The following is a 23,904-nucleotide window of genomic DNA, read 5'->3' as shown; positions in this document are numbered from 1 at the left end:
GGCACGCCCTGTGTCCCTCCGTGCCCGATTCTGGGCGCGGACGGGACGGCTCCAAGGCTACGCCGTACCGATCCCGCAGGCATTTCAGCCTCGGTCCCGTGGCCGGTTTCACAGAAGATGCCAGAAGTTCAGCAACTGCTGCGCGGCAAGTGCGGGACTGGTAACGCATGGTCACCCGCCGGGGTCGGCGCCGACCCCGGAGCGGCCGGCTGCTCGCCGCCGTCCCCGGGGTCGGGACCGCCGTCAGGCGATGTCGCGCCGCCGGGTGATCAGGACACCGACGACCCCGCTGACCAGCGCGTAGCCGATCAGCACCAGGGCGCCGACCCACCAGGCCGGGGTGAACTCCGTCTGGCCTTCGGTGATCATGACCTGGGACGCCACCGCCGGCCAGATCACCTGCCACTTGAGCACCGCCTGGCTGTCGAGGACGTTCGACAGCAGCAGGAACAGCAGGCCCACCACCTGGGTGCCGACCAGGTAGAGCACCGCCGCCGTGATCACCGCACCGAGCTGGTTGGTGATCAACGTGCCGATGCCGACCCCGAGGATCGTCCAGATGGCGTACGCGAGCAGGTTGAACAGCAGTGCTCGCTGCACCGGCCACTCGCCGAGCTGGCTGCCGTAGTCGTTGAGCGACAGGAAGATCGTGCCGGCGGCCACGTCGATGAGCGTGGTCACCAGCCAGAACATGAAGCCGAGCAGGCTGGCGGCGATGAGCTTGCCGACGATGACCGAGGTGCGCCGCGGCGTGGTCAGGAACGTCGTGGTCGCGGTCTGGTGGAAGAACTCGTTGGTGACCATCAGGATGCCGATGAGCATCACGAACATCAGCCCGAGGTACTGGCCCGAGGTGTAGATGTTGGCCGCCTGCGCGGCCGGTGTGGCCTGCTCCGGGCTGGCGCCGAAATCTCCGCCATCGCCGCCCAGGACGGTGACGGCGTACCAGGCGTTGAACGCGAAGGCCAGGGCGATCGACAGGAACGCGCCGAGGGCCAGCCACCACCAGGTGCTGGTGGTACGGATCTTGAGCAGTTCGGCTCGGACCAGGTTCATCGGATGCCCGCCTTTCCGGCCGTCAGCTCCAGGAAGACCCGTTCCAGATCGGGTCGTTCGGTGGTCAGTTCGTGCAGCTCGACGCCGGCGGCCAGGGCGGCGCGGCCGACCGTCGGGGCGTCCACCCCGCCGACCAGCAGCACGCCGTGCTCGTCGGTGTCGACTGTCGCCGACTGCGCCTTCAGCGCCGCGATCAGCGCCTCGGCCTGCGGGGTGCGGACCCGGATCCGGGAGCTCTGCGCCATCGAGCCGAGAACCTGGTCGACAGGACCCTGCCGGACCAGCTGCCCGGCCGCGATGATCACCACGTCGTCGGCGAGCAGCTGCATCTCCGACAGCAGGTGGCTGGAGACCAGCACGGTGCGGCCCTGGTGGGCGAGGTTCTTGAGGAACCCACGCATCCACCTGATGCCCTCCGGGTCGAGCCCGTTGGCGGGCTCGTCGAGGATCAGCACCCGGGGGTCGCCGAGCATCGCGGCGGCGATGCCCAGCCGCTGCTTCATGCCCAGGGAGTAGCCCTTGAACTTGCGCGTCGCCGCCGGGGTCAACCCGACCATGGCCAGTGCCTCGTCCGCCCGCTCCCGGGGCAACCCGGCCGCCGCGCAGATGACCCGCAGGTGGTTGATGCCGGTGCGGCCCTTGTGCGCGCTCGACGCTTCCAACACCGCGCCGACGTGCCGCAGCGGGTCCGTGAGGTCGGTGTACCGGTGGCCGCTGATGGTGGTCGTACCCGCGGTCGGAGTGACCAGGTTCAGCAGCATGCGCAGCGTGGTGGTCTTGCCAGCACCGTTCGGGCCGAGGAAGCCGGTCACCCGCCCCGGCGCCACGGTGAAGGACAGGTTGTTCACCGCCCGCACGTTCTTGTACTGCTTCGTCAGACCGGACACCACGATCTGACCGTCGCTGGTGGGGCTTCGCTGCCCGTCAGTCATCGTTCTCCTCCCGTGTGCGGCGTCGAGGTACGCCGTGGCACAGCGTGACGGCCCGGAGCAACAAGGTCAATCAGGCGCGGTCCGTATGTTCGCCTCCGCCGCAGGGTGGAGACGCCTCCGCCCTGCGGACGACGGACCGGGGCTCAGCGGGCGATCCAGGTGGCCCGGGCCGCGCCGAGCAGGGTGCCGTCCGGGCCGTACAGGCTGGTGTGCACGAGCGCCTTGCGCCCATCGACACCGAGCAACGCCCCGGTCACCACGCAGTCGTCGCCCGGAGCCGGCAGCGCGGTGACCACTGCGGCGATCCGACCCAACAGGTACGGGCGGCCCGGCGCGAGCACCGTCCACCCGCCGGGGCAGTCCAACGCCGCCCAGATCGTGGCCGAGCTGACCTGCTCGGGCACCCGGAACGGCGCGGCGGTCCGGCCATCCGGCAGCTGGCCGGGAAAGATCCGCAGCCCGTCGGCCCGCTGCGGTCCGCAGACGTAACAACCGGGGAACGGATGCTCGACCAGGCCGGGGTAACGGGCCGCCGCGGCGACCGCGGTGGCCAGGTCGACAGGGGGTACGACGGCCTCGACCGCGCTGCTCGGGCGCACCTCGGCCACCAGTTCGCCGGCGGGGTCCCGGACCTCGCCGTCGGTGAGGCTCAGTTCGGTGTCAAGTGGTGGCGGCCGGCGCAGCGTCACCTCGACCGCACCCGGGCCACCGGCCTCGGCGGCGAACACGCCCGCGCTCCAGCCGCCGTTGCCGGAGCCGGGCGGCCCGTTGTAGCGGGACTCGATCCGCATCGTCGACCTCCGGTGGGCTTGCCGGCGTCGTCGCCGGTTCGTCGCGCAGCCTCGCACGACCACCGCTGGGACGCATCTGCCGGCCGGCGTTCATCCTGCCGACACCGGTGGTCCCCGTGAATGGCAACCCGAGCCCTTACACAGATCCCATGGCCGTTCTGCATGCCGCTGGCGCACCCCTGACGACCAGCGGATACACCCTGCTGATCGCCGACGACCCCATCCAGGTCGCGGCCGCGCAACGCCTGCGCCACGAGGTGTTCGCCACCGAGCTAGGCGCCACCCTCCTCCCCGGTGCGGCCGGGCTGGATGTGGATCCCTTCGACGCGCACTGCGACCACCTGATCGTCCGCGAGGACAGCACCGGCCAGGTGGTCGGCACGTACCGGCTGCTGCCGCCGGGTCGCACCACCAGGCGGTACGCCGAGAACGAGTTCGACCTCGGGGCGCTCGATCCGCTCCGCGACGACCTGGTCGAGGCGGGCCGGTCCTGTGTGCACCCCGACCACCGCTCCGGCTCGGTGATCAACCTGATGTGGGCGGGCATCGTCAGATACCTGCACCTGCGGGGCTCCCGTTGGCTCGGCGGCTGCGCGTCGGTGCCGGTGGCCGACGGTGGGCGGACTGTCGCCGAGGTGTGGACCCAGGCCCGGGACCGGCACCTGGCGCCGCCGCCGCTGCGGGTCCGCCCGCTGCGGCCCTGGTTCACCGAGTCGGCCGCCGGATCGGTGACCGCCGAGCCGGCCGGTCGCGTCGCGGTACCGCCGCTGCTGCGTGGCTACCTGCGGCTGGGCGCGTGGATCTGCGGCGAGCCGTCGTACGACAGCGACTTCGGCTGCGCGGACTTCTACGTGCTCTTCAGCCTGGACCGGATGAACCCGCGTTACCTGCGGCACTTCCTGGGCGAGGCGCACCGGTGACCGCCGGGTCGCACGACCTGTGGCGGCCGTCGTCGGGTTGCGACGACGACTGTCTGCCGCCGTACGGAGCGGTGCCCACCGTGTCGGTGCCTCGTCGGGTGCTGCGGTTGGCTGCCGTGGCCGGCATGCTGCTGGCCGGCGTCGGCCTGGTGCTGCTGCTGCCCGTGCTGCCGGTGCGGGAACGGCAGGCGGCGGTGCGCGGTTGGGCCCGGTTCACCGCACGGGCCTTCGGGGTCCGGCTGGTGATCCGGGGTCGGCTGCCCCGGCGGCGGGCGCTGCTTGTCGCCAACCATGTTTCGTGGCTGGACATCCTCGCGGTGCTTGCCGTCGCGCCCACCCGGATGGTGGCGAAGCGGGAGATCCGCTCCTGGCCGGTGTTCGGCCTGCTCGCCGCCGCGGCGGGGACCGTCTTCGTGGACCGGGCGCGGCCGCGGGCGCTGCCGGCCATGGTCGGCCGGGTCGCCGACACGCTGCGCGCCGGCCGGTCGGTGGCGGTCTTTCCGGAGGGGACGACCTGGTGCGCCGGTGCCGGTGCCGCCGACTGCCGTCCGGGCGGCGGTTTCCGGCCGGCGACCTTCCAGGCGGCCATCGACACGGGCAGCCCGGTGGTGCCGCTGCGGCTCGGCTACGCCTGCGCGGCCACCGGTACGACCACCACGGCCGCCGCCTTCCTCGGCGCTGACACGTTGCTGCGATCGGTGCTCCGGGTGGTAACGGCACGGGAGCTGGTGGTGTCGGTGACGGTCGCCGCCGCCCTGCATCCGGCCCGTACCGCCGATCGGCGGTTGCTGGCCCGGGCCGCCGAGTCGGCAGTACACCTGGTGCCGGCGGCGGGTGCGGCGACGCGGCCCCGGCTACATCCGGTGCCCACGGCGACCCCAGCGATCCCCGGGGTGCCCACGGCGACCCCGGCGGCGCCGCCGCCGGCCGACGGCGGCGAGTTGGATCTGGCGGCCTGAGGACGGCGCCCCCACGCCCGCACCCGCCACGATCGTGCTCGATCGCCCGCACCCGCCACGATCGTGCTCGATCGCCCGCACCCGCCACGATCGTGCACGATCGTGCACGACGCCACGATCGTGCTCGATCCAGGAAGTAGTGGCCTCGCCGACGTGGGATGCCACTGGTGCCACGATCGAGCACGATCTTGGCGGGTGGCGGGTGGCGGGTGGCGGGTGGCGGGCGGCGGGCGGCGAGCGAGCGGGCGGGCGGGATCGCAACGCGGGTCGTGGCGAGGTGGGCACGGTCAACTCGCGACCTGTCTTGTCGTGTCGCGATGTATCGCGTTACTGTGCTCCCTGTCAGGCGCGGATCCGCGCGCTGTCGAGAGGGGGACGCCATGGCCGGATGGACTGTCGAGAGCCCGCAGCGACTCACCGTGGACGGGCCGGTCACCCGACTGGACGTCCGCCTGGTCAGTGGGCGGCTCAACGTGGTCGCCGCCGACGGCCCGGCCCGGATCGACGTCGCCCAGGTGGGTCGCCGGCCGGTCCTGATCGACCATGCCGACGGCCGGCTCACCATCCGTCAGGAGCGCGGCCGGGGCTGGTCGGACGTCCTGCGGTGGTTCCGGATGTTCCACAGGTATCCACGGGTTGACGTCTCCGTCGCCGTGCCCGCCGACGTCCTCGCCGACCTGGGCCTGGTTGCCGGCTCGGTGGTCGCCTCCGGCCTGCGCCGGCAGACCCGGGTCAACGTCACCGCCGGCCAGATCACCCTGATGGGGCTGCGCGGCAACACCGACGCGCACATCACCTCCGGCCCGCTGGAGGCGCTCGGCGTCCGCGGGGACCTCACCCTGCAGACGGTCTCCGGGGAGGTGATCCTCGCCGACAGTGCCGCCGACCGGGTACGGGCGCAGACCGTCTCCGGCGCCATCACCTGCGACCTGGACAACCCCCGGCACAGCGAGATCCAGCTGACCACGATCTCGGGCCGCATCACCGTCCGGGTCCGCGAGGACAGCGACCTCGCCGTCCAGCTGCAGACCGCCGCCGGGCGGATCACCAGTGGCTTCCCGCAGGTGCGTGCCTCGACGTTCCCGCAGTCCAACTGTGCGGGAGTGATCGGCGCCGGCAACGGTAAGCTCTGGGCTTCCGCGACCTCGGGGAGCATCGCCCTGCTCGCCCGAGCTGTCGACAATGAGGGGGAGGAGCTGCCGTGACCTCCGTGTTCAGCCACGGGCGGCTCCGGCTCTACCTGCTCAAGCTGCTCGACGACGGCCCCAAGCACGGCTACGAGCTGATCCGTCTGCTGGAGGACCGGTTCCTCGGGCTCTACGCGCCCAGCGCCGGCACCATCTACCCCCGCCTGCAACGGTTGGAGGTCGAGGGTCTGGTCAGCCACACCGCCGCCGGGGGCCGCAAGACGTACGAGATCACCGACGCCGGCCGGGCGGAGCTGCACCAGCGGGCCGGTGAGCTGGTGGCACTGGAGGCGGACATCGCGGCCTCGGTGGCGGATCTCTCCACCCTGGCCGGCGACATCCGCAACGAGGTACGAGGCTCGGTGCGCGACCTCAAGCGGGAGCTGAGCGAGGCCACCCGGCAGACCCGGCGCACCCGGTGGGACGCGGCGCCACCCCGGCCGGCGTCGACCGGCGGGCCGCAGGCTGAGCTGCTCGACGAACTCGACAGACGCCTGCACGCGTTCAGCGCCGAGGTGAGCCGGTTGACGCGCGCCCGGCAGTTCAGCGACAGCCAGTTGCGCACCGCGATCCGGCTGCTCGACGGCGCCCTGGACGGGTTGCGCCGCCTGCTGCGCTGAGCGGCGTCGTCGAACTGCGACGACTCACAGGGTTTTTCCAGGAAGCGTCCAGCGCCGGTGCAGTGAGGTCACCGATGATGGGCCCATGCCCGCTACCCAGACCGAGGCGCGACTTCTCGTCGTCGAGGACGACCCCAACATCCTCGAACTGCTCTCCGCGAGCCTGCGCTTCGCGGGCTTCGACGTGGCCACCGCGACAAGCGGCAGCGCGGCCCTCAACGCCGCCAAGGACCACCGGCCCGACCTCGTCGTGCTCGACGTGATGCTGCCGGACCTGGACGGCTTCGAGGTCATCCGGATGCTGCGCGAGGGTGGCACCCGCACCCCGGTGGTCTTCCTGACCGCTCGGGACGCCACCGACGACAAGATCCGTGGGCTGACCCTGGGTGGTGACGACTACGTCACCAAGCCGTTCAGCCTGGAGGAGTTGACCGCCCGGATCCGGGCCGTGCTGCGCCGCACCACGACCGGCGGGCAGGCGCCCTCCCGGCTCACCTTCGCCGACCTGGAGTTGGACGAGGAGACCCACGAGGTGCACCGGGCCGGGCAGCGGGTGCAGCTCTCGCCCACCGAGTTCAAGCTGCTGCGCTACCTGATGCTCAACGCCAACCGGGTGCTGTCCAAGGCGCAGATCCTCGACCACGTCTGGAACTACGACTTCCGTGGTGACGACAACATCGTCGAGTCGTACATCTCGTACCTGCGGCGCAAGGTCGACACCACCCAACCCCGGTTGATCCACACGCTGCGTGGCGTCGGGTACGTGCTGCGCAAGCCGGCGGCGTGAACACGGTCCAGCAGGCGAAGGGACGGCTGCGGGGCGTACCGCTGCGGGTCAAGCTGGTGACCGCGGTGCTGCTGCTCGTCGCCGCCGCGCTGCTGGTGATCAGTTCGCTCACCACCGTTTTTCTGCGCAGCTACCTGGTCACCCAGGTCGACAGCGAGCTGACTGGTTACGCGCGCACCATCGAGAACGCTGTCGTCACCCCCCAGCAGGGCACTCTGGGGGTGCCGACCGACTATCTGGTGGTCATCATCAGCCCGAACCAGCCCCGGATCGTGATCTACGACGACAAGCGATTCGTCCCGGACGACCTACCACCGTGGCCGCCGGACGCCGCCGGTTTCGAGAAGTTGGAGGGTAAACCCTTCAACGTCCCGGCCCGGGACGGCAAGGTGCGCTGGCGAATGCGCTACATCGAGCTGCCAAACGGTCAGCTCGCGGCCATCGGTCAGCACCTCACCGACGTCGACCAGGCGGTGAAGCGCCTGGTCTGGATCGACCTGCTGGTCGGTGGCTCGGTGTTGATCATGCTGGCCTCGGTGGGCGCGGCGATCGTCCGGACCAGCCTCAAACCGCTCGTGGAGATCGAACGGACCGCCGCCGCCATCGCCGGCGGCGACCTGACCCGGCGCGTGCCCGACCCGGAGGAGGGTCAGGCCGAGCCCACCTCGGAGCTGGGCCGGCTCTCGCGTGCGCTGAACGCGATGCTCACCCAGATCGAGGCGGCGTTCACCGCCAGAGCCGCCTCGGAGATGTCGGCGCGTTCGGCGGAGAGCTCCGCCCGGGACGCCGCCTACGCCGCTCAGGCGTCCGAGGCGCGGGCCATCCGCTCCGAGGAACGGATGCGGCGGTTCGTCGCGGACGCCTCGCACGAACTACGGACCCCGCTGACCACCATCCGCGGTTTCGCCGAGCTGTACCGGCAGGGCGCGGCCCGGGAGCCGGAGCAGACCGCCGGCCTGCTGCGTCGCATCGAGGACGAGGCGGCCCGGATGGGGCTGCTGGTGGAGGATCTGCTGCTGCTCGCCCGGTTGGACCGGGAACGGCCACTCGCACTGACCCCGGTGGAGTTGCCGGTGCTCGCGTCCGACGCGGTGCAGGCCGCTCGGGTGATCGCCCCGGACCGCCGGATCGAGTTGGAGATCGTTCCCGGATCGGGCCCGCTCGTCGTCTCCGCCGACGACGCGCGGCTGCGTCAGGTGATCGGCAACCTGGTCACCAACGCGCTCACCCACACCCCGCCGGACGCCGAGATCCGGGTGCGGTTGCGGGCCGAGCCGGGCGGCCACGCCGTCATCGAGGTGGCCGACACCGGCCCGGGCCTCTCCCCGGAGCAGGCCGAACGGGTCTTCGAGCGGTTCTACCGGGCGGACGCGGCGCGCACCCGGCGGGCCGACGGCAACACCGGCACCGGCCTCGGCCTGGCGATCGTGGCGGCCCTTGTCGCCGCGCACGACGGCACTGTCGAGGTGGCCGAGACACCCGGCGGAGGGGCCACCTTCCGGGTCCGGCTGCCGCTTGTCGCACCGGTCGACGACGTCGCAGAGTGACTTTCAGCTAACTTCCAGGACGGTTCCAGGTTGATTGCAGTGCCGAGGGAGAAGGTAGTGCCATGACCGAGTACGAGTCCGACCCGCAGCGCCGGCCGGCCCCCACCGACGCCGAGCCGTCGCACCCCACCGCCGAGCTGCCACGCGACGAGCGCGCGCAGTCCGACTCCCCGACCACTCCCGTCCAGGTCGTGCCGGCGACCGGTGACGCGCAGCCCACAAGTGACCTGCGGGCCACCGGCGACGCGCAGCCGACCAGTGCCGCGCAGGCCAGTGGTGACACGCAGGCCACCGAGGCCGCACCCGCCGCCTTCGGTACGCAGCCGACCGGGTACGAGCCGCCGGCCGCCACCCCCTCCGCGCCGCCGTACCCGGTCTCCGGCTACCCGGCCCCCGGCCAGTCCGGTTACCCCGCGCCCGGCCAGCCCGGCTACCCGCAGCCGCACGCCGGCGGGCACCCCTGGTACGCGGGTCAGCAGTCCGGCTGGGCCGGCGGGGGCCAGCCGGGCATGGCGTACCCGCAGCAGCAGCACGCCCAGCACCCCGGGCAGCACGCCCAGCACCCGCAGCACCCCGGCCAGCACACCCAGCACCCCGGGCAGCACCCGGGCCAGCCGGTCCCGCCGTGGGGTCCGCAGGTCGCGCCGCCCGGTAGCGGTCCCCGGCCCAGCCGGATCGCCAAGTTCGCCGGTGCCGGCGTCGCGGTGTTCGCGCTGATGCTCGGCTCCGGCGTGGCCGGCGGGGCGCTCGCCCTCGCCCTGGACGGCGACAGCGGCGGCGTCACCCGCACCTACACCGCAGCCCCGGTGCTCAACAGCGCCGACCTGCCGAAGATCGCCGCTTCCGTGCAGGACAGCGTCGTCTCCATCACCACCGGCAGCGGCGAGGGCTCCGGGGTGGTGCTCACCGCCGACGGCTACGTCCTGAGCAACAACCACGTGGTCGCCTCGGCAAACGGTGACAGCGTCGAGGTGGTCTTCGCCGACGGCACGAAGGCACCGGCGAAGATCATTGGCACCGACCCGAAGACCGACCTGGCCGTGGTCAAGGCCGACGGGGTCGCCAACCTCAAGCCGGCCAAGTTCGGCGACAGCGACGCCATGCAGGTCGGCGACCAGGTGCTCGCTCTGGGCAGCCCGCTCGGCCTCCAGGGGTCGGTGACCGCCGGCATCCTCAGCGCCCGGGACCGCACCATCCGGGCCGGCGACGGCCAACAGCAGGACCCGACCCAGCAGAGCCAGCCCATCAGCTCGATCTCCGGCCTGCTCCAGACCGACGCGCCGATCAACCCGGGCAACTCCGGCGGCGCGCTTGTCAACACCCGGGGTGAGGTGATCGGCGTCAACACCGCCATCGCGACCTCCGGGCAGAGCACCGGCAACATCGGTGTCGGCTTCGCCATCCCCAGCAACAAGGCAAAGGACGTCGCGGGCAAGCTCCAGCGCGGCGAGAAGGTCAGCCACCCGTCGCTCGGCGTGGGCGTCAACCAGGCCGAGGGCGGCGGCGCGCTTGTCGCGTCGATCACCCCGGGCAGCCCGGCCGAGAAGGCCGGCCTCCAGCGCGGCGACGTCGTCACCCGGTTCGGCGACAAGCTGGTGAACGACTCGGACGACCTGGTCGGCGCGGTGCAGGCCGGCAAGGTCGGCGACCGGGTCGAGGTGCACTTCAAGCGCAACGGCGCCGAGAAGTCGGTGACCGTGACGCTCGCCGAGACGTCCTGACCGACAACTGAACCTGCTTCCCTCCTCCGGCGGCGGGTGGCGGGGCCGAGGGGGTCGGCTCCGTCACCCGCCGCGCTTTTCGCCTAGGACGGCGGTTCACCCGGATCGGGTGAACCGCCGTCACCCGTGTGCCAGGCAGCTTTCGGTGAGTGGGTCTCGGCGACCGGAACCGGGGGTGGGGTGCCATGACCGAGGTGATGGACGTCCGCGACGACGAGCGGATCCAACGCGACGTCCTGGCCGAGTTGGCCTGGGACGCCCGACTGCAACCGAACGAGATCGGCGTGACAGTCGACAGAGGCGTGGTCACCCTGACCGGGTACGTGGACGGTGCCGCCCGCGGTTGGGCGGCGACCAGGTGCGCCCAGCGGGTGCGTGGCGTACGGGCGGTGGCCGACGAGATCGAGGTCCGGCTGCCCGGCACGCCGGGGCGTACCGACGCGGAGCTTGCCGTCGCCGCCTCCCGTGCCCTGGAGTGGGACAGCTTCGTGCCCGCCGAACGGCTCGACGTGACGGTGGCGAACGGCTGGCTGGTGCTGCGCGGTGAGGTCGAGTCCGGGTGGCAGCGGCGGGCCGCCGAGGGGGAGCTGCGCCGGCTCGACGGCGTACGGGGGATAACCAACCTGGTCGAGGTACGACCGCTGGCCTCGCCGGCCGCAGCCCGACTGCGCCAGGACGTCCAGCGGGCGCTGGCCCGCACTATCGGCGCCGATCGGGTGACCGTCGAGGTGGACGGCGACACGCTGGTCCTCGCCGGGGTGGTCCGGTCCTGGTGGGAACGCGACCAGGTCGAGCGGGTCGCCTGGTGCGCGCCGGGAGTGCGGGTGGTGCACGACCAACTTCTGGTAGGCGGGTGAGCCGTCCGCCTTGTCCGGTTTACCCGGGACGCCACCGGGAATCCGCCGCCGACCACGCCCGGTCGGCGGTCACGCCGTACCGGAGATCAACGGGGAGGACTCGTGGCCGTGAACCACCCGCCCGCGGGCCGTCCTCCGGAGCGGTCGCTTCGCGTCGCGATGGTGGTTCCGCCGTGGCTGTCCGTGCCGCCGCCCGGCTACGGCGGCCTTGAGCAGGTCGTCGCCGCCCTGGTGGACGCGTTGAGCAGCCACGGACACGCGGTGACCCTGTTCGGTGCCGGCAGCCACCACGGCACCGACGCCGACGGCTTCGTCTCGACAGTGCCGGAGGTCCAGTACGAGCGGCTCGGCGAGTCACTGCCCGAACTGGCCCACCTGGCTCGGGTGAACCGGCTGATCACGGCGGCCGACTTCGACGTGATCCACGACCACACCACGATCGGCCCGCTGATCGCCGGGCGCCGGGCCGTGCCGACTGTCGCGACAGTGCACGGCAACCCGGTGGGGGAGTACGGCGATGTGCTCAGCGAGATCGACGCGGGGGTGGCCCTGGTGGCGATCTCGCACGCCCAGCGCCAGCTGAACCCGAACCTGCCCTGGGCCGGCACCGTGCACAACGCACTCGACATCCGCGGCTTTCCGCGTAAGACCGCCCCCGGCCGGGGGCCGGTGCTGTGGCTTGCCCGGTTCAGCCCGGACAAGGGCCCCGACCTCGCCATTCAGGCCTGCCGGGAGGCCGGGCTGCCCCTGCTGCTCGCCGGGAAGTGCAACGAACCGGCCGAGCGCCGCTACTACGAGCAGGTCGTCGCCCCGCTCGTCGACGAGAACGTGACTGTCGTCCTCAACGCCGACCGCGCGGAGACGCTGCGGATGCTCGTCGACGCCCGTTGCCTGATCATGCCGATCCAGTGGGATGAGCCATTCGGCATGGTCATGTTGGAGGCGATGGCGACCGGGACTCCGGTGGTCGCGCTCAACCGTGGTGCGGTGCCGGAACTGGTTCGGCCCGGGGTGACCGGGCTGGCCTGCGCGCACCCGGCGGAGCTGCCTGCGGCCCTGCGCGCGGCGGAGCAACTCGACCCGGAGGACTGCGTGGCGCACGTCGCGCGGAACTTCTCGGTCGAGCGGATGGCGTACGGCTATGCGGAGATCTACCGGCGTTTCGCCACCGCCGGCCCCGAGGTGCGCGAATCGGCCCGGGTGTCGGCCCGCTGACCCGGCCCGTCGCGGCGTCGCCGGGCGGTCAGACCCGGGCCGTGCCCAGCTCGGCGATGGCGGCGTCGAGTTGCCGCGCGTACGCCGCACTGATGCCACCCTCGCCGAGGCGGACCGCGACCTTCGCGCGCAGTCGGGCCACCGGTGGTGCCAGCGCGTCGTGGCCGGAGCTGACCGCGGCGGTCAGGTTGCGGAGCTCGTTGCGCAGGTCGAGGCCGACGTCGTCACGGATCTCGCCGGCGCTCAGCCCGGCCGCGATCAGCTCGTCGACCCGGTTGGCCGCCTCCATCAGGGTGCCCGGGTCGGAGCGGGACGACGGGGTCTCCGGCCCGGCTGACGGCGTCGTCGTCGGCTCGGACGGGGCGGTGCTCGGTGGGGCGGTGGCGGGAGTTGTCACCGGACTTGCCGAGGGCTGCGCCTGCCGGGTGGGCTGCCGCTCGGGGAGCAGGGCCACGCCGATCAGCACCACCGCGACCGCCAGGACCACGGGCACCAGCAGCAGCGCCAGTCGCCGCCGCGACCAGCGCGACCCGGTGGCCGTCTCTGCGCCGGTGGGCTCACCGTTGGCCGCCGGCACGGGCACCGGCTGCGGCGGCAGGGGTTCGGCGGGCAGCCGAACCGTGGCGGGTGGCGGGTCGTCCGGCACCAACTGGTCGCGAAGCGTGTTGGCGACCTGTCGGGCGGTCGGCCGGTCCGCCGGGTTGCGGGCCAGGCTGCGCAGGCAGATCTCGGCCACCCCCGGGGGCAGCTCCGGCAGCTCGGCGAGCGTCGGCGCCGGGCCGCTGGCCAGCGCGGCGCTGAGCTGCTCCCAGGTCTCCGCCGGGTACGGAACCCGACCGGTGAGCGCCTCGTGCAGCAGGACGCCGAGCGAGTACACGTCGGTGGACGGCTGGGCCGGTGCGCCGTCGAGCCGTTCCGGGGCGACGTACGCCGGAGTGCCGAAGGTCCCGCCGTCCTCGTCCTCGTCGGGGGCGCCGATCCGGGTGGCGATGCCGAAGTCGAGGACCTTGACCCCCGAACCGGTCATCATCACGTTCGCCGGAGTGATGTCCCGGTGCACGATGCCGAGCCGGTGCGCGGCGGCGAGCGCGTCCGCTACCTGCGCGCCCACCTGGACCGCCTCGGCCCACGGCAACGGCCCCTCGGTCAGTCGCAGCTCCAACTCCTCGCCGCTGAGCAGCTCCATCACCACGAACGAGGTGATCGAACCGTCCGGGGCGACAGTCTCGCCGTAGTCGTGCACCGAGGTCACGTGCGGGTGCACCAACTGGGCGGCGGCCCGCGCCTCGTCCCGCACCATGCCCCGGAAGCGCGCGTCCGCGGCCAGCGAGGGAGCGAGCACCTTGAGCGCGACGACCCGGTCCAGCACCTCGTCGTGGGCACGCCAGATCACTGACATGCCGCCGGCGCCGATCTGGTCGAGAAGTCGGTATCTGTGGGCCAGCAACCGGCCCGGATGCAGTGCTGCCTTCACCGATCGCACCTGCCTCAGGGGTGGGAGCGGTATCAGGTTGCGCGAATGCGTTCGGCCTGTCAACGCCGGTGCCGGCTCCGGTCGCCGGGCGGTGTCTGGCGTGCGCCAACCGCCAGCCGCCGACGGCTGGCTGGTCGGCTGCGGGCCCGTGCCAGGATGAAGGGCATGGCGGCGGGACCTGTGGCATTCGTGCTCGGTGGCGGGGGAGTGCTCGGCGCGGTCGAGGTGGGCATGTTGCGCGCGTTGTTCCGCGCCGGCATCCAGCCCGACGTGGTGCTCGGCACCTCGATCGGCGCGGTGAACGGCGCGCTCGTCGCCGCCGACCCGTCGGAGGCGGTGACCGACCGGCTGGTCCGGCTCTGGGCCTCACCGGAGGCGAGCGAGGTGTACGGCGACTCGGTCGCCCGACAGTTGCGTCGCTTCGCCGCCCGTACCCACCTGCACTCGCCCCGGCCGCTGCGTCGCCTGCTCGAAACCGAGCTGGGGGTGGACACCACCTTCGCCGATCTGCGGGTGCCGTTCCGCTGCTGCGCCGCGCACATCGAGCGGGCCGCCGAGCACTGGTTCGACAGCGGTCCGGTGGTGCCGGCGGTGCTGGCGTCGGCCTCGGTGCCGGGGCTGCTCCCACCCATGGAGATCAACGGCGCGCACTACGTGGACGGCGGCATCGTCAACTCCATCCCGATCGGCGAGGCGGTGGCCGTCGGTGCCCGCCGGATCTACGTCCTCCAGGTGGGCCGGATCGAACGCGAGCTGACCCCGCCCCGCCGGCCGTGGGAGATCGCGCAGGTCGCCTTCGAGATATCCCGCCGGCACCGCTTCTTCCGGGAGATGGCCGCGCTGCCCGAGGGGGTGGAGGTGCACGTGCTGCCGACCGGGGGGCTCAACCCGCGAGACGACACCCCGTGGGCGTACCGGGACATGGCGGCGGTGGGACGGCGGATCAGTCGGGCGTACACCGCGTCCCGGCGCTACCTCGCCACCCACCTGGAGCCGTGATGCCGCTGCCCCCCAGGTGGCTTCGCCGGTTGCTGTTCGCGCCCGCAGTGGTGGCACTCGCCGTCGTCGTGGTCACCACACTGCCCGTCTGGGCGCTGCTCGCCGCGGCCGCGTCGCCGCTGGTCCCGGGGCGGTTGCGCCCGTTGCGGCTGCTCTGGATCGGCTGCGTCTACCTGGTCTGGGACGCCGCCGCGCTTGTCGCGCTCTTCCTGCTCTGGGTCGTGTCCGGTTTCGGCTGGCGGACCCGGTCGCCGACCTTCCAACGCGCGCACTACGTGCTGGCCGGCTGGTTCCTGCGGGTGCTGTTCTGGCAGGCCCGCTGGACCCTGCGGTTGCGCATCGACGTGGTGGGCACCGACCCGGACACCGCGCTGCCCGGCCGGCCCGAGCTGGTGCTGTGCCGGCACGCCGGGCCGGGCGACTCGTTCATCCTGATCCACGGCCTGGTCAACTGGTTCCACCGGGAGCCGCGGATCGTCCTCAAGGACAGCCTCCAGTGGGACCCCGCGATCGACGTGCTGCTCAACAGGCTGCCCAACCGCTTCATCGCGCCGACGCCGGAGCGCGGCGAGGAGACGGTACGCCAGGTGGGTCACCTCGCCGCCGGCCTGGACGACAACGACGCGTTCGTGATCTTCCCGGAGGGCGGCAACTTCACCCCCAAGCGCCGACTGCGCGCCATCGCCCGGCTGCGTTCCCTCGGCCTGGAACGGATGGCGCTGCGCGCCGAACGGATGCGGCACGTGCTCGCCCCGCAACCCGGCGGAATGCTCGCCGCGCTTGACGCCGCCCCGGACGCCGGGATCATCTTCGTCGCCCACACCGGACTGGACCGGATGCTCACCGTCGCCGATGTGTGGCGGGAACTGCCGATGGACAAGCAGATCGTGATGCGGTTCTGGTCGGTGCCGCCGGAGGAGGTGCCGACCGGGCGGCAGCAACGCATCGACTGGCTGTTCGACTGGTGGGCGCGGATCGACGAGTGGATCGCGGCAAATCGATGAGCGTGCGCAGCGCGGCCTCGCGGTCGGGAGTGAAAAGCCGGCTCACGGGGGTGGTGCCGCGTAGGGTGCGGGCGTGGACCAGATCTGCGTGGTGACGACTGTGGTTGATGCGCGCTCGGTCGCCGACGTGCTGGCGGCCGCGGCCGTTGCCGGCCGGCTCGCCGCCTGCGCCCAGGTGGGCGGTCAGGTGGACAGCACCTACTGGTGGCGGTCCGGAGTGGAGACCAGCTCCGAGTGGTCGGTGCAGTTCAAGACCGCGCCGGACCGGTTGACGGCGTTGGTGGATCAGATCCGGGTCAGTCACCCGTACGAGGTGCCGGAGATCCTGGTGTCCCGAGTGGACAGTGGTGATCCCGCCTATGCGACCTGGGTGTACGAGCACACCCGACCCTGAGTACGCGGACTCTGGGCCGGGTTCCGGTGGGCTGCCGATGATGGCCGGGTGGATGACACCCGCTATCCCTGCCCGGCCTGTCGCACCCCGGCCGACCTGAGCACCGGCTGCACCGGCTGCGGGCGGGCACCCGATCCGATCGCCGCCGAGGTGGTCCGGCTGGGCCGGGAGGTCGCCCAGCTCGAACCGGAGGTGGAGCAGGCCCGCCGCACGTACACCGAACTGGCTGACCGCCTGTCGGCCACCTCGCGGCGGCGGGCCGAGCTGGCAGCGGTCGTCCGGGCGGGGCTGGCGGTGCCGGCGGTGGCGGGCTCCGCGCCGGTCGGCGGTCCGGTGCCGGTGGTGGCGGGCTCCGCGCCGGTCGGCGGGCCGGTGCCGGTCGGTGGCACCGGTGCTCCGGTGGGTGCGGCACCGGGTGCGGCGGAGACCTCCACCCGGACCGTCCAGGGTCTGCTCTTCGTCCTCGGTGGACTGCTGCTGGCCACTGCGGCTGTGGTGTTCACCGCGGTGGCCTGGGCGTCGGTGGGGGTCGGTGGGCGGGCGTTGATCCTGGCCGCGTTCACCGCGCTGATGCTGACCGTGCCGCTGCTGGCGGTCCGGCGGGGGCTGCGCGGCACTGCGGAGACGTTCGCCGCGGTCGGGCTGCTGTTGGTGGTGCTGGACGGCTACGCGGCCTGGTCGGTGGACCTGGCCGGGGTGGCCGACTGGCCGGGCAGCCGGTACGCCGCGCTGGTCGGGGTGGCCAGCGCGGCGGTCGCCGTGGCGTACGGGCGGGGGAGCAGGTTGACCGGGCCCTGGTTCGCCGCGCTGCTCGCCGCCCAGCCGGTGCTGCCGCTGCTCGCCGTCGCGGCCGAACCGGACGCGGCCGGATGGGTGCTGGTGCTGCTCGCCGTGGCGCTGCTGGACCTGGCCGTGCTCGTCGCACTGCGCGGCCGGCGCGGCGTGGCGTCGCTTGTCGGCCGGGCGTCGGCGGCGGTCGGCCACGTGGGTGCGCTCGTCGGTGCCGCGGGTTGCGCCCTGGTGCCGCTGGTTGTCGGGCGGGCGGCGGGCTCGCCGCTGCTGGCCGGATTGCCGCTGGTGCTCGTCGCGCTGACCGGGCTCGGCGCGGCCTGGTTGGTCGGCGGACCGGCGCTGCGGGCGGTGGGCGGTGGGCTGCTGGTGCCGGTGCTCGCCGCCGCGCTGCTCCGTCCGGTGGCCGAGCTGCGGCCGGCACTGCTGCTGATCGCGGCGGCGGCGGTGGCCCTCGGGTTGGCCGGTGCGGTGCGGCTACTGCCGGCGGCGGTGCGCCCAGAGCTGCCGGTGCGGGAGTCGCCGGGCGTCATCGGGCGGCAGGAGTCCGGGCGGCCCGCCGCAGTGGTCGGGGGTTGGCAGGCCGGCCCGCGCGCCGGTGCGCTGCTGGTCGGGGGTTGGCAGGCCGGCCCGCGCGCCGGTGCGCTGCTGGTCGCGGCCGGGATGGCCCAGCTGACCGCGCTGATCACCGCGGTGCTCGCGGTCGCGGCCGTGAGCCGCTCGCTGCCGCCGTGGCGCGGGGCCGCAATGGGGCCGGACCTGGACTGGGGGTGGCAGCTGGCACCCGCCGTGGCGTTGGCGCTCGGCGCGGCGGTGCTGCTGCTGCCCCGGCGGGTGCGAGCGGTGTTCGCAGTGACCGGCGCGGTGGCGGTGCTGCTCGCCGTGCCCGCCGGATGGGCGGCCCCCTGGCCGGCGGTGGTGGCCGTCGACCTGGTCGGCGGGGTCGCGCTGCTCGTCGCCGTACCGGCCCGCCCGGCGGCCCGCCCCGCCGTGCTGCGTACCGGTGCGCTCGGCGGTGCCGTCCTGCTCGCGCACGGTTCGCTTGTCGCAGTGGCCAGTGCCACAGGTGCCCTGGTGGCGCTCGGCAGCATCGCCGCTGTCGGTCTGGCGCTCGCCGCCCGACGGGGCGCCGGGCCGTACCAACCGGTGGCCGGCGTGGGGCTGCTCGCCGCCCAGCTCGCGCTGCCCGGGATCGCCGCGGTGGCGCTGTTCGCCGCCGGTGCGCCCCCCTGGTGGCAGGCCCGGCTGGCCCTTGTCGCCGCCGGGCTATCGCTTGTCGCGGTGCTCGCTGTGGGTCGCCACCGGATGGAGCTGACCGGGTACGCCGTGACCGGTGCCGTGCTCGCGGTGACCGGACCCGCCCTCACGCCGCCGGTCCTGGCGGGCGACGAGCCACTTCCGTTGTACGCCGCCCTGGCGGCGCTCGGCGTGGTGCTCGTCGTCCGCTGGGACCGGCCGGCGGCGCTCGCCCACCGGCCGGCCCGGTCGAGCGAGTCACCGGTCGGGGGGCCGCCGGTGCTCGTCCGGTCCGGCCCGGTGCGGGCGGTGGGTGGCGCGCTCGCGCTCGTCGCTGTCCTGGCGGCGCTGCCGAGACTGGTGACCGCGCTCGTGTCGCCGTTCGGCGGTCCGGCAGAAATCTGGTCGGGGGTGCCCACGGCCGCCGCCGAACCGGCGGCGTGGCCCGTCGGGTTGGCGTTTGTCGTGCTGGCGGCGGCCGTGGTGCTCGCCGGTTACCGGCCGGCCCACCCGCCAACGCCGCCGGCCGCCGCTGCGGCGTTGCCGGCTGCCGGTGCGCCGCTGCCGGCCGCCGCAGCGCCGCTGCCAACGTTGCGGGTCGCTGCTGCGGCGTTGCCGGCTGCCGATGCGCCGGTGCCGCCGCTGCCGGCTGCCGCTGCGGCGTTGCGGGTCGCTGCTGCGGCGTTGCCCGCGCTGCCGTTCGTCGCGGCCGCGCTGCCGGTGCTGCTCGTCGCGGCCGGCACGCCGTGGCCGGTGCTGCCGGCGGTCGTCCTGCTCGCCGGGGTGGCCGCGCTGCTGCTCGCCGCGCTGGCCGTGCCCCGTCCGACGCTCGCACCGGTCGCCGTGCCGGTGGGGGTGGTGCTCACCGCCTCCGGTGTGGCGGGGCTGCTGGCCACCCGCGCCGGCACGCTCGCCGCGCAGGGAGTGCTGCTGGTGGTGGCAGTTGTCGTCGCCGTCGGGGCGCGCGCGGTCGAGGTGCGGGTCACCGGTTGGTTGGCCGCGGTGGGGGCGGCTGCCGCGCTGGCGGTGACCGCCCCGCTCGCCGGTGGGCTGCCGCTGCGGGTCGCGGCGTACCCGCTGCTGGGGGTGGCCGCGCTGGTGCTGGCCGTCGCCGCGGTGGTCCCGGCGCGGGAGCGGGTCGGGCGGGTGCTCGACGCTGCCGCGCAGGCGGTGGCGCTGGTGGCGGCCGTGCTCGCCGTCGAGGAGGCGCGGCACCTCGCCACCGTCTGCGTGCTCTGGGGAGCGGCCGTCGCGCTGCGGCTGCTGCGCCGGGGCGAGCCGGCCGGCCGGCGGTGGGCGTACGCCGGCATCGCCGCCGGCAGCGAGCTGCTCGGCGCGTGGGTGCTGCTGGTGGCGGGCGGGGTGACAGTGCTTGAGGCGTACACCCTGCCGGCCTCGGCGCTCGCCCTCGGCGCGGGTCTGCTGGCGCTGCGCACCCGGCCGGGGCTGACCAGTTGGCCGGCCCTCGGCCCGGGGCTTGTCGCGGCGCTGCTACCGAGTCTCGTGTCGGTGCTGGCCGGGGCGGACCCGCAGCCGTGGCGGCGACTGTTCCTCGGCGCGGCGGCCCTCGGCGCGGTACTGCTCGGCGCCACCCGCCGGTGGCAGGCGCCGGTGCTGCTCGGCGGGGGTGTGCTGGCGCTGTTGGCGTTGCACGAGGTGGCCCGGGGTTGGGACCTGCTGCCCCGGTGGATCTACCTCGGGGTGGGTGGGCTGGCGCTCGTCGGGCTGGCCGCCACCTACGAGCGGCGGCGGCGTGACCTGGCTCGACTGCGGGCCACGGTGGCCCGGCTGGGCTGAGTCGGACCAGGGGGTAGGGCCTGCCCTACCCCCCTTTCGGGGGCTGTCGGGGTTACTCAGCGCTACCGCGATCCGGAGACTTGGCAGTGAGCCCGAACCGCCCCGGTTCAGGCACGAGCGGATCGGGAGCAGCAATGGTGCTCGGAGCGGTGGCGGAACCGCCAGTACGGCGGCGAGGCAGTGACTACGCACAGTTGTCGCGGCGGATCAGCCAGGCGGGCCTGCTGGAGCGCCGTCCCGGCTGGTACGTGACCCGCATCGCGCTCACCCTCGGCGCCTTCGTGGCCGGCTGGGTCGCGGTGTTCCTGCTCGGCGACTCCTGGTGGCAGCTGCCGCTCGCGGCCCTGATGGCGGTGGCCACCACCCAGGTCGCGTTCCTCGGTCACGACGCCGGGCACCGGCAGATGTTCCGCCGTCGTGGGCCCAGCGAGCTGGTCGGGTTGCTCGCCGGCAACCTGGCGGTGGGGCTCAGCTACGGCTGGTGGGTGGACAAGCACAACCGGCACCACGCCAACCCGAACCACGAGGACGAGGACCCGGACGTCGGCGCGGGCGCCCTGGTCTGGACCCACGAGCAGGCGCTGGAAACCAGGGGATTCGGCCGCTGGATGGCGAAGCGGCAGGCGTACTTCTTCTTCCCGATGCTGCTCCTTGAGGGTCTGAACCTGCACGTGGCGAGCATCCGGGCGATCGTGGGCCGGGCGGACGGCGGGTACGCCGTCCCGATGCGACACCGGGCGGCCGAGGCGGCGCTGCTCGTCGTGCACACAGTCGGTTACGTGGCGCTGCTGTTGGCGGTCATGTCCCCGGTCAAGGCGCTGCTCTTCGCGGTCGTGCACCAGGCGCTGTGGGGCCTCTACATGGGGTGCGCGTTCGCGCCGAACCACAAGGGCATGCCCATGCCGACCGCCGAGGACGAGCTGGACTTCCTGCGTAAGCAGGTGCTGACCTCCCGCAACGTGCGGGGCAGCCGGGTTGTCGACACCGCACTTGGTGGGCTCAACTACCAGATCGAGCACCACCTGTTCCCGAACATGCCCCGTGCCAACCTGCGGCGGGCCCAGCCGATCGTTCGGGCCTACTGCGTCGAGCAGGGCATCCCGTACGCCGAGACCGGGCTGATCGAGTCGTACCGGCAGGCGCTCGGTCACCTGCACGAGGTGGGTCGGCCGCTGCGCGGCTGAACGGGAACGGCCGTTGGGCGGCTGCGGTGAGGACTTTGCGGTGGGGCGGGCATCAGCAGATGCCCGCCCCACAGTCGTATGCCCGGACCGCGGTTAGCGGTGGATCGGGGCCGGGCAACTGCTCGGCGATCTCATCATCGCGGGCAGCGTCGGTCGCGCTGTTGGACCGCCCTGGGAGAAGCTGGTCGCCACGTTTCCTGAATCGCCGTGGGGTCCACGTTCCACCCCCTCACCATTACGGCACCTTCTATCACATCGGAGATATCCGTGACATCGTTCGACCTCGCGTCGCCGATCGGGCCCTGGGTGGTCGTCGCGCTGAACGACGACCGCGTGGCCCACGAGAGGGTGGCGGCACTTGCACCCGGCGGCGTCGTCCGGAGATTGAACTCTCGGAGCATGGTCGATGCCGCTGGCCTCTTCGCTGAGTTCGCGGACAAGCTGGAATTCCCCTCGTACTTCGGCCACAACTGGTATGCGCTCGTGGATTGTCTCGATGACCTCCACGGCAGTTGGCACGGCAAGCGCCCTGTCGTCGTTCTTGTGGAGGAGGCTGACGTACTGGTGGGAAAGGATTTCTTTCCGCTATTCATCGCCCTGCTGTGCGAGGCTGCGGAACGAGCCAACCTTTCTCTCGATGCCGATGGAATTCCCCGGGATCGCCCACCGTTTCCACTCCACTTCATGTTCTTCCTGGTGCATCGTGACGTTCGGGAGGTGGCTACGGTTCTGAGCACGCGAGACGACATGCTGATTCGCCAATCCGATGGCCGTCTGCTGGTGTGGTCCCAATCCGAGTGATTTGACGCGGCAGGGGCTACGCCCGTACGAGCTGCTGCTCCCTACCGCTACTGGGCGATCGACGGAAGGTGGCGCGTCCGGCTCGCTGACCGCGCCACCGGTAGGGTCTGCTCATGGCAGACCTGCTCACCGCGGACGCGGTGCGAGAAGAGCTGGGCCGGTTGGCCGACTGGTCGGGTGACCCGACCGGCATCGGTCGCACCGCCCAGCTCGGCAGTTTCCCGGCGGCCATCGCGGTGGTGGACCGGGTGGCGGCGGTGGCCGAGGAACTCGACCACCATCCCGACATCGACATCCGATGGCGGACCCTGACCTTTCGCTGTGTCACGCACTCGGCCGGTGGCGTCACCCACCTGGACATCGAGTTGGCCCGGCGGATCGACGACATCGTCCGGAGCGCGGCATGAGATTCGAGATCAGCAAAGTTCTGGACGCCATCGAGGGACGGGTCTGCACCGATCCGTCGCTGGCCCGAGCCGTGATCGACCTGGCCGAGGTGATCCGCTACCAGGACATCGACGGTGGTCGGCCGGCCAGCCTGCTGCGCCTCGGCATGGTCATCGACGCGCTCTCCCGCGAGTTGGAGGAGGACAGCGTCCAGGTCTACGCGGTGGTGCACCGGGCGTTGCTCTCCGACGCCGACCTGACCTCCAACGAGCGGATGGTGGTGCGCCGCTGGGCCGACGACGGGCTCGTCGAGGTGCTCGACAACCCGGGTGACCGGATGTTGGAGGTGGCCGACCTGCTCGGGTTGCCGGTGCTCAGCCGGGTGCGCTTCGACGGGCTGCGCGGGCGGTTCCCGTGGCTTGTCGAGCAGCCCGGCCGGGTGGTCGCGCCGGTGCCCGGCGCTGGCGGGCCGGTGTTCATCGCGCACGTCGGTGGTGGGCACGCGCCGGTCGCCGGCAAGCGCTCGCCGACCGGGGTGAAGCTGCTGGCCCGCCAGTGGCGCTGCCCGGAGTCGGGTTGCGCGCTGTTCGGCGGCGGTGGCGGGGGTGGCGCGTTCGCCGACCTGGCCGGTGGTGCCGACCGCAGCCCGGCCGCCCAGCCGCCGCCGTCACTGCGCAACGGGGTGCCGACCTGCCCCCGGCACGGCGCGCGGCTCGGCGACGCCGGCCCGCGTCCGCGTACCGAGGTGCTCGCGGTGCGCGTCGGTGGTCTGGTCCGGCGGCGGTTCGTGCTCAGCGAGGAGAAGCCGGTGGTGGCTGGCCGGGCGCCCGAGCAGGACGGCGGGATCATGCTCGGGCAGTGGCTCAACGACGAGGCCCGGCGGTGGATCAGCCGTGGTCACGTCCAGTTCGAGCTGCGGGTCGGCGAGGTGATCGTGACCGACATCAGCACCAACGGCTCCGGCATCCGTCCGGCCGGCTCGATGACCGAGTCGGACCGGATTCCGCTGGCCCCACAGCAGTCCCGGGTGCTGGGCGAGAACGACATGATCGAGCTGTACCCGGGCGTGCAGATCGGCCGCGCCGAGGAACTGCCGACGGGCGCCCCCTTCACTCCCACCTCGGTAATGGCCGAAGCCCCCACGATGGCCATGCGCCTACCCCGCCCGTAACCCCACCCCGCGCCTCCAGCGCGCTCCCGCGCCCCCGGTGCTCCCGCGCCCTCCGGTGCTCCCGCGCCCTCCGGTG

At 72.9% G+C, this 23,904-nt stretch carries 21 protein-coding genes; 17 read left to right on the top strand and 4 right to left on the bottom strand.

Annotation, left to right across the window (positions count from 1 at the left end; translation table 11 throughout):
* Positions 1-243: 243 nt before the first annotated feature.
* The 3 genes from AB0B86_RS31890 to AB0B86_RS31880 form a co-directional block, all read right to left on the bottom strand.
* Positions 244-1,056: an ABC transporter permease gene (locus tag AB0B86_RS31890; protein WP_357411161.1), complete on the bottom strand. Its 813-nt coding sequence runs from the start codon at positions 1,054-1,056 to the stop codon at positions 244-246.
* The gene (locus tag AB0B86_RS31885) at positions 1,053-1,988 is read right to left on the bottom strand and encodes an ATP-binding cassette domain-containing protein (protein ID WP_357420403.1); all 936 of its coding nucleotides are present in this window, start codon (positions 1,986-1,988) and stop codon (positions 1,053-1,055) included. Before AB0B86_RS31885 ends, AB0B86_RS31890 begins: the two co-directional genes overlap by 4 nt.
* Before the next feature lie 143 nt (positions 1,989-2,131).
* Positions 2,132-2,779, bottom strand: a complete 648-nt coding sequence (locus AB0B86_RS31880; RefSeq protein ID WP_357411157.1) for a hypothetical protein — start codon at positions 2,777-2,779, stop codon at positions 2,132-2,134.
* A 149-nt stretch (positions 2,780-2,928) separates the two neighbouring features.
* Here AB0B86_RS31880 and AB0B86_RS31875 point away from each other — a divergent pair, with 149 nt between their 5' ends.
* From AB0B86_RS31875 to AB0B86_RS31835, 9 genes are all read left to right on the top strand, one after another.
* Positions 2,929-3,699 carry a GNAT family N-acyltransferase gene (locus AB0B86_RS31875; RefSeq protein WP_357420401.1) on the top strand — a complete coding sequence of 257 codons (771 nt, stop codon included), beginning with the start codon at positions 2,929-2,931 and terminating at the stop codon, positions 3,697-3,699.
* Positions 3,696-4,658 (top strand): lysophospholipid acyltransferase family protein, encoded by a 963-nt coding sequence (locus AB0B86_RS31870; protein WP_357411153.1) that lies wholly within the window; start codon positions 3,696-3,698, stop codon positions 4,656-4,658. The genes AB0B86_RS31875 and AB0B86_RS31870 overlap by 4 nt, the downstream gene beginning before the upstream one ends.
* A gap of 380 nt (positions 4,659-5,038) precedes the next feature.
* A complete protein-coding gene (locus AB0B86_RS31865; RefSeq protein ID WP_357420399.1) occupies positions 5,039-5,863 on the top strand; it encodes a DUF4097 family beta strand repeat-containing protein in 825 nt (274 codons plus the stop codon).
* Complete coding sequence (locus AB0B86_RS31860) at positions 5,860-6,465, top strand: PadR family transcriptional regulator (protein WP_357420396.1); 606 nt, start codon at positions 5,860-5,862, stop codon at positions 6,463-6,465. The genes AB0B86_RS31865 and AB0B86_RS31860 overlap by 4 nt, the downstream gene beginning before the upstream one ends.
* Positions 6,466-6,550: 85 nt before the next feature.
* Positions 6,551-7,252 carry a response regulator transcription factor gene (locus AB0B86_RS31855; RefSeq protein ID WP_355033347.1) on the top strand — a complete coding sequence of 234 codons (702 nt, stop codon included), beginning with the start codon at positions 6,551-6,553 and terminating at the stop codon, positions 7,250-7,252.
* Positions 7,249-8,799, top strand: a complete 1,551-nt coding sequence (locus AB0B86_RS31850) for a HAMP domain-containing sensor histidine kinase (RefSeq protein ID WP_357411147.1) — start codon at positions 7,249-7,251, stop codon at positions 8,797-8,799. Before AB0B86_RS31855 ends, AB0B86_RS31850 begins: the two co-directional genes overlap by 4 nt.
* 62 nt (positions 8,800-8,861) lie before the next feature.
* Complete coding sequence (locus AB0B86_RS31845; RefSeq protein ID WP_357420394.1) at positions 8,862-10,520, top strand: trypsin-like peptidase domain-containing protein; 1,659 nt, start codon at positions 8,862-8,864, stop codon at positions 10,518-10,520.
* A gap of 185 nt (positions 10,521-10,705) precedes the next feature.
* Complete coding sequence (locus AB0B86_RS31840; RefSeq protein ID WP_357420392.1) at positions 10,706-11,377, top strand: BON domain-containing protein; 672 nt, start codon at positions 10,706-10,708, stop codon at positions 11,375-11,377.
* Between the two features lie 159 nt (positions 11,378-11,536).
* Positions 11,537-12,592, top strand: coding sequence for a glycosyltransferase family 4 protein (locus AB0B86_RS31835; protein ID WP_357420410.1), 1,056 nt, complete (start codon positions 11,537-11,539; stop codon positions 12,590-12,592).
* A gap of 28 nt (positions 12,593-12,620) precedes the next feature.
* On the opposite strand, the gene AB0B86_RS31830 is transcribed toward AB0B86_RS31835, so the two are convergent.
* Positions 12,621-14,066, bottom strand: coding sequence for a protein kinase (locus tag AB0B86_RS31830; protein WP_357411141.1), 1,446 nt, complete (start codon positions 14,064-14,066; stop codon positions 12,621-12,623).
* Between the two features lie 165 nt (positions 14,067-14,231).
* Between AB0B86_RS31830 and AB0B86_RS31825 the strand changes: the two genes are divergently transcribed.
* From AB0B86_RS31825 to AB0B86_RS31790, 8 genes are all read left to right on the top strand, one after another.
* Positions 14,232-15,065, top strand: coding sequence for a patatin-like phospholipase family protein (locus AB0B86_RS31825; protein WP_357411139.1), 834 nt, complete (start codon positions 14,232-14,234; stop codon positions 15,063-15,065).
* Positions 15,065-16,069 carry a 1-acyl-sn-glycerol-3-phosphate acyltransferase gene (locus tag AB0B86_RS31820; RefSeq protein WP_357411137.1) on the top strand — a complete coding sequence of 335 codons (1,005 nt, stop codon included), beginning with the start codon at positions 15,065-15,067 and terminating at the stop codon, positions 16,067-16,069. Before AB0B86_RS31825 ends, AB0B86_RS31820 begins: the two co-directional genes overlap by 1 nt.
* Positions 16,070-16,142: 73 nt before the next feature.
* Positions 16,143-16,463, top strand: coding sequence for a divalent-cation tolerance protein CutA (gene cutA, locus AB0B86_RS31815; RefSeq protein ID WP_357411135.1), 321 nt, complete (start codon positions 16,143-16,145; stop codon positions 16,461-16,463).
* A 48-nt stretch (positions 16,464-16,511) separates the two neighbouring features.
* Entirely contained in the window at positions 16,512-20,285 is a 3,774-nt protein-coding gene (locus AB0B86_RS31810) for a hypothetical protein (protein ID WP_357411133.1), read from the top strand.
* Positions 20,286-20,419: 134 nt separating this feature from the next.
* Positions 20,420-21,469, top strand: a complete 1,050-nt coding sequence (locus AB0B86_RS31805; RefSeq protein WP_357411131.1) for an acyl-CoA desaturase — start codon at positions 20,420-20,422, stop codon at positions 21,467-21,469.
* 267 nt (positions 21,470-21,736) lie between these two features.
* Entirely contained in the window at positions 21,737-22,270 is a 534-nt protein-coding gene (locus AB0B86_RS31800; protein ID WP_357411129.1) for a barstar family protein, read from the top strand.
* 113 nt (positions 22,271-22,383) lie between these two features.
* Positions 22,384-22,677: a 4a-hydroxytetrahydrobiopterin dehydratase gene (locus AB0B86_RS31795; RefSeq protein ID WP_357411127.1), complete on the top strand. Its 294-nt coding sequence runs from the start codon at positions 22,384-22,386 to the stop codon at positions 22,675-22,677.
* A complete protein-coding gene (locus AB0B86_RS31790; protein WP_357411125.1) occupies positions 22,674-23,828 on the top strand; it encodes an FHA domain-containing protein in 1,155 nt (384 codons plus the stop codon). The genes AB0B86_RS31795 and AB0B86_RS31790 overlap by 4 nt, the downstream gene beginning before the upstream one ends.
* Positions 23,829-23,904 lie beyond the last annotated feature (76 nt).

Origin of the sequence: Micromonospora sp. NPDC049047 (genome assembly GCF_040649135.1) — a bacterium.
Lineage (GTDB): Bacteria > Actinomycetota > Actinomycetes > Mycobacteriales > Micromonosporaceae > Micromonospora.
The sequence above is the reverse complement of the archived record's forward strand: the minus strand, read 5'-3'. Positions and strand labels throughout refer to the sequence as shown.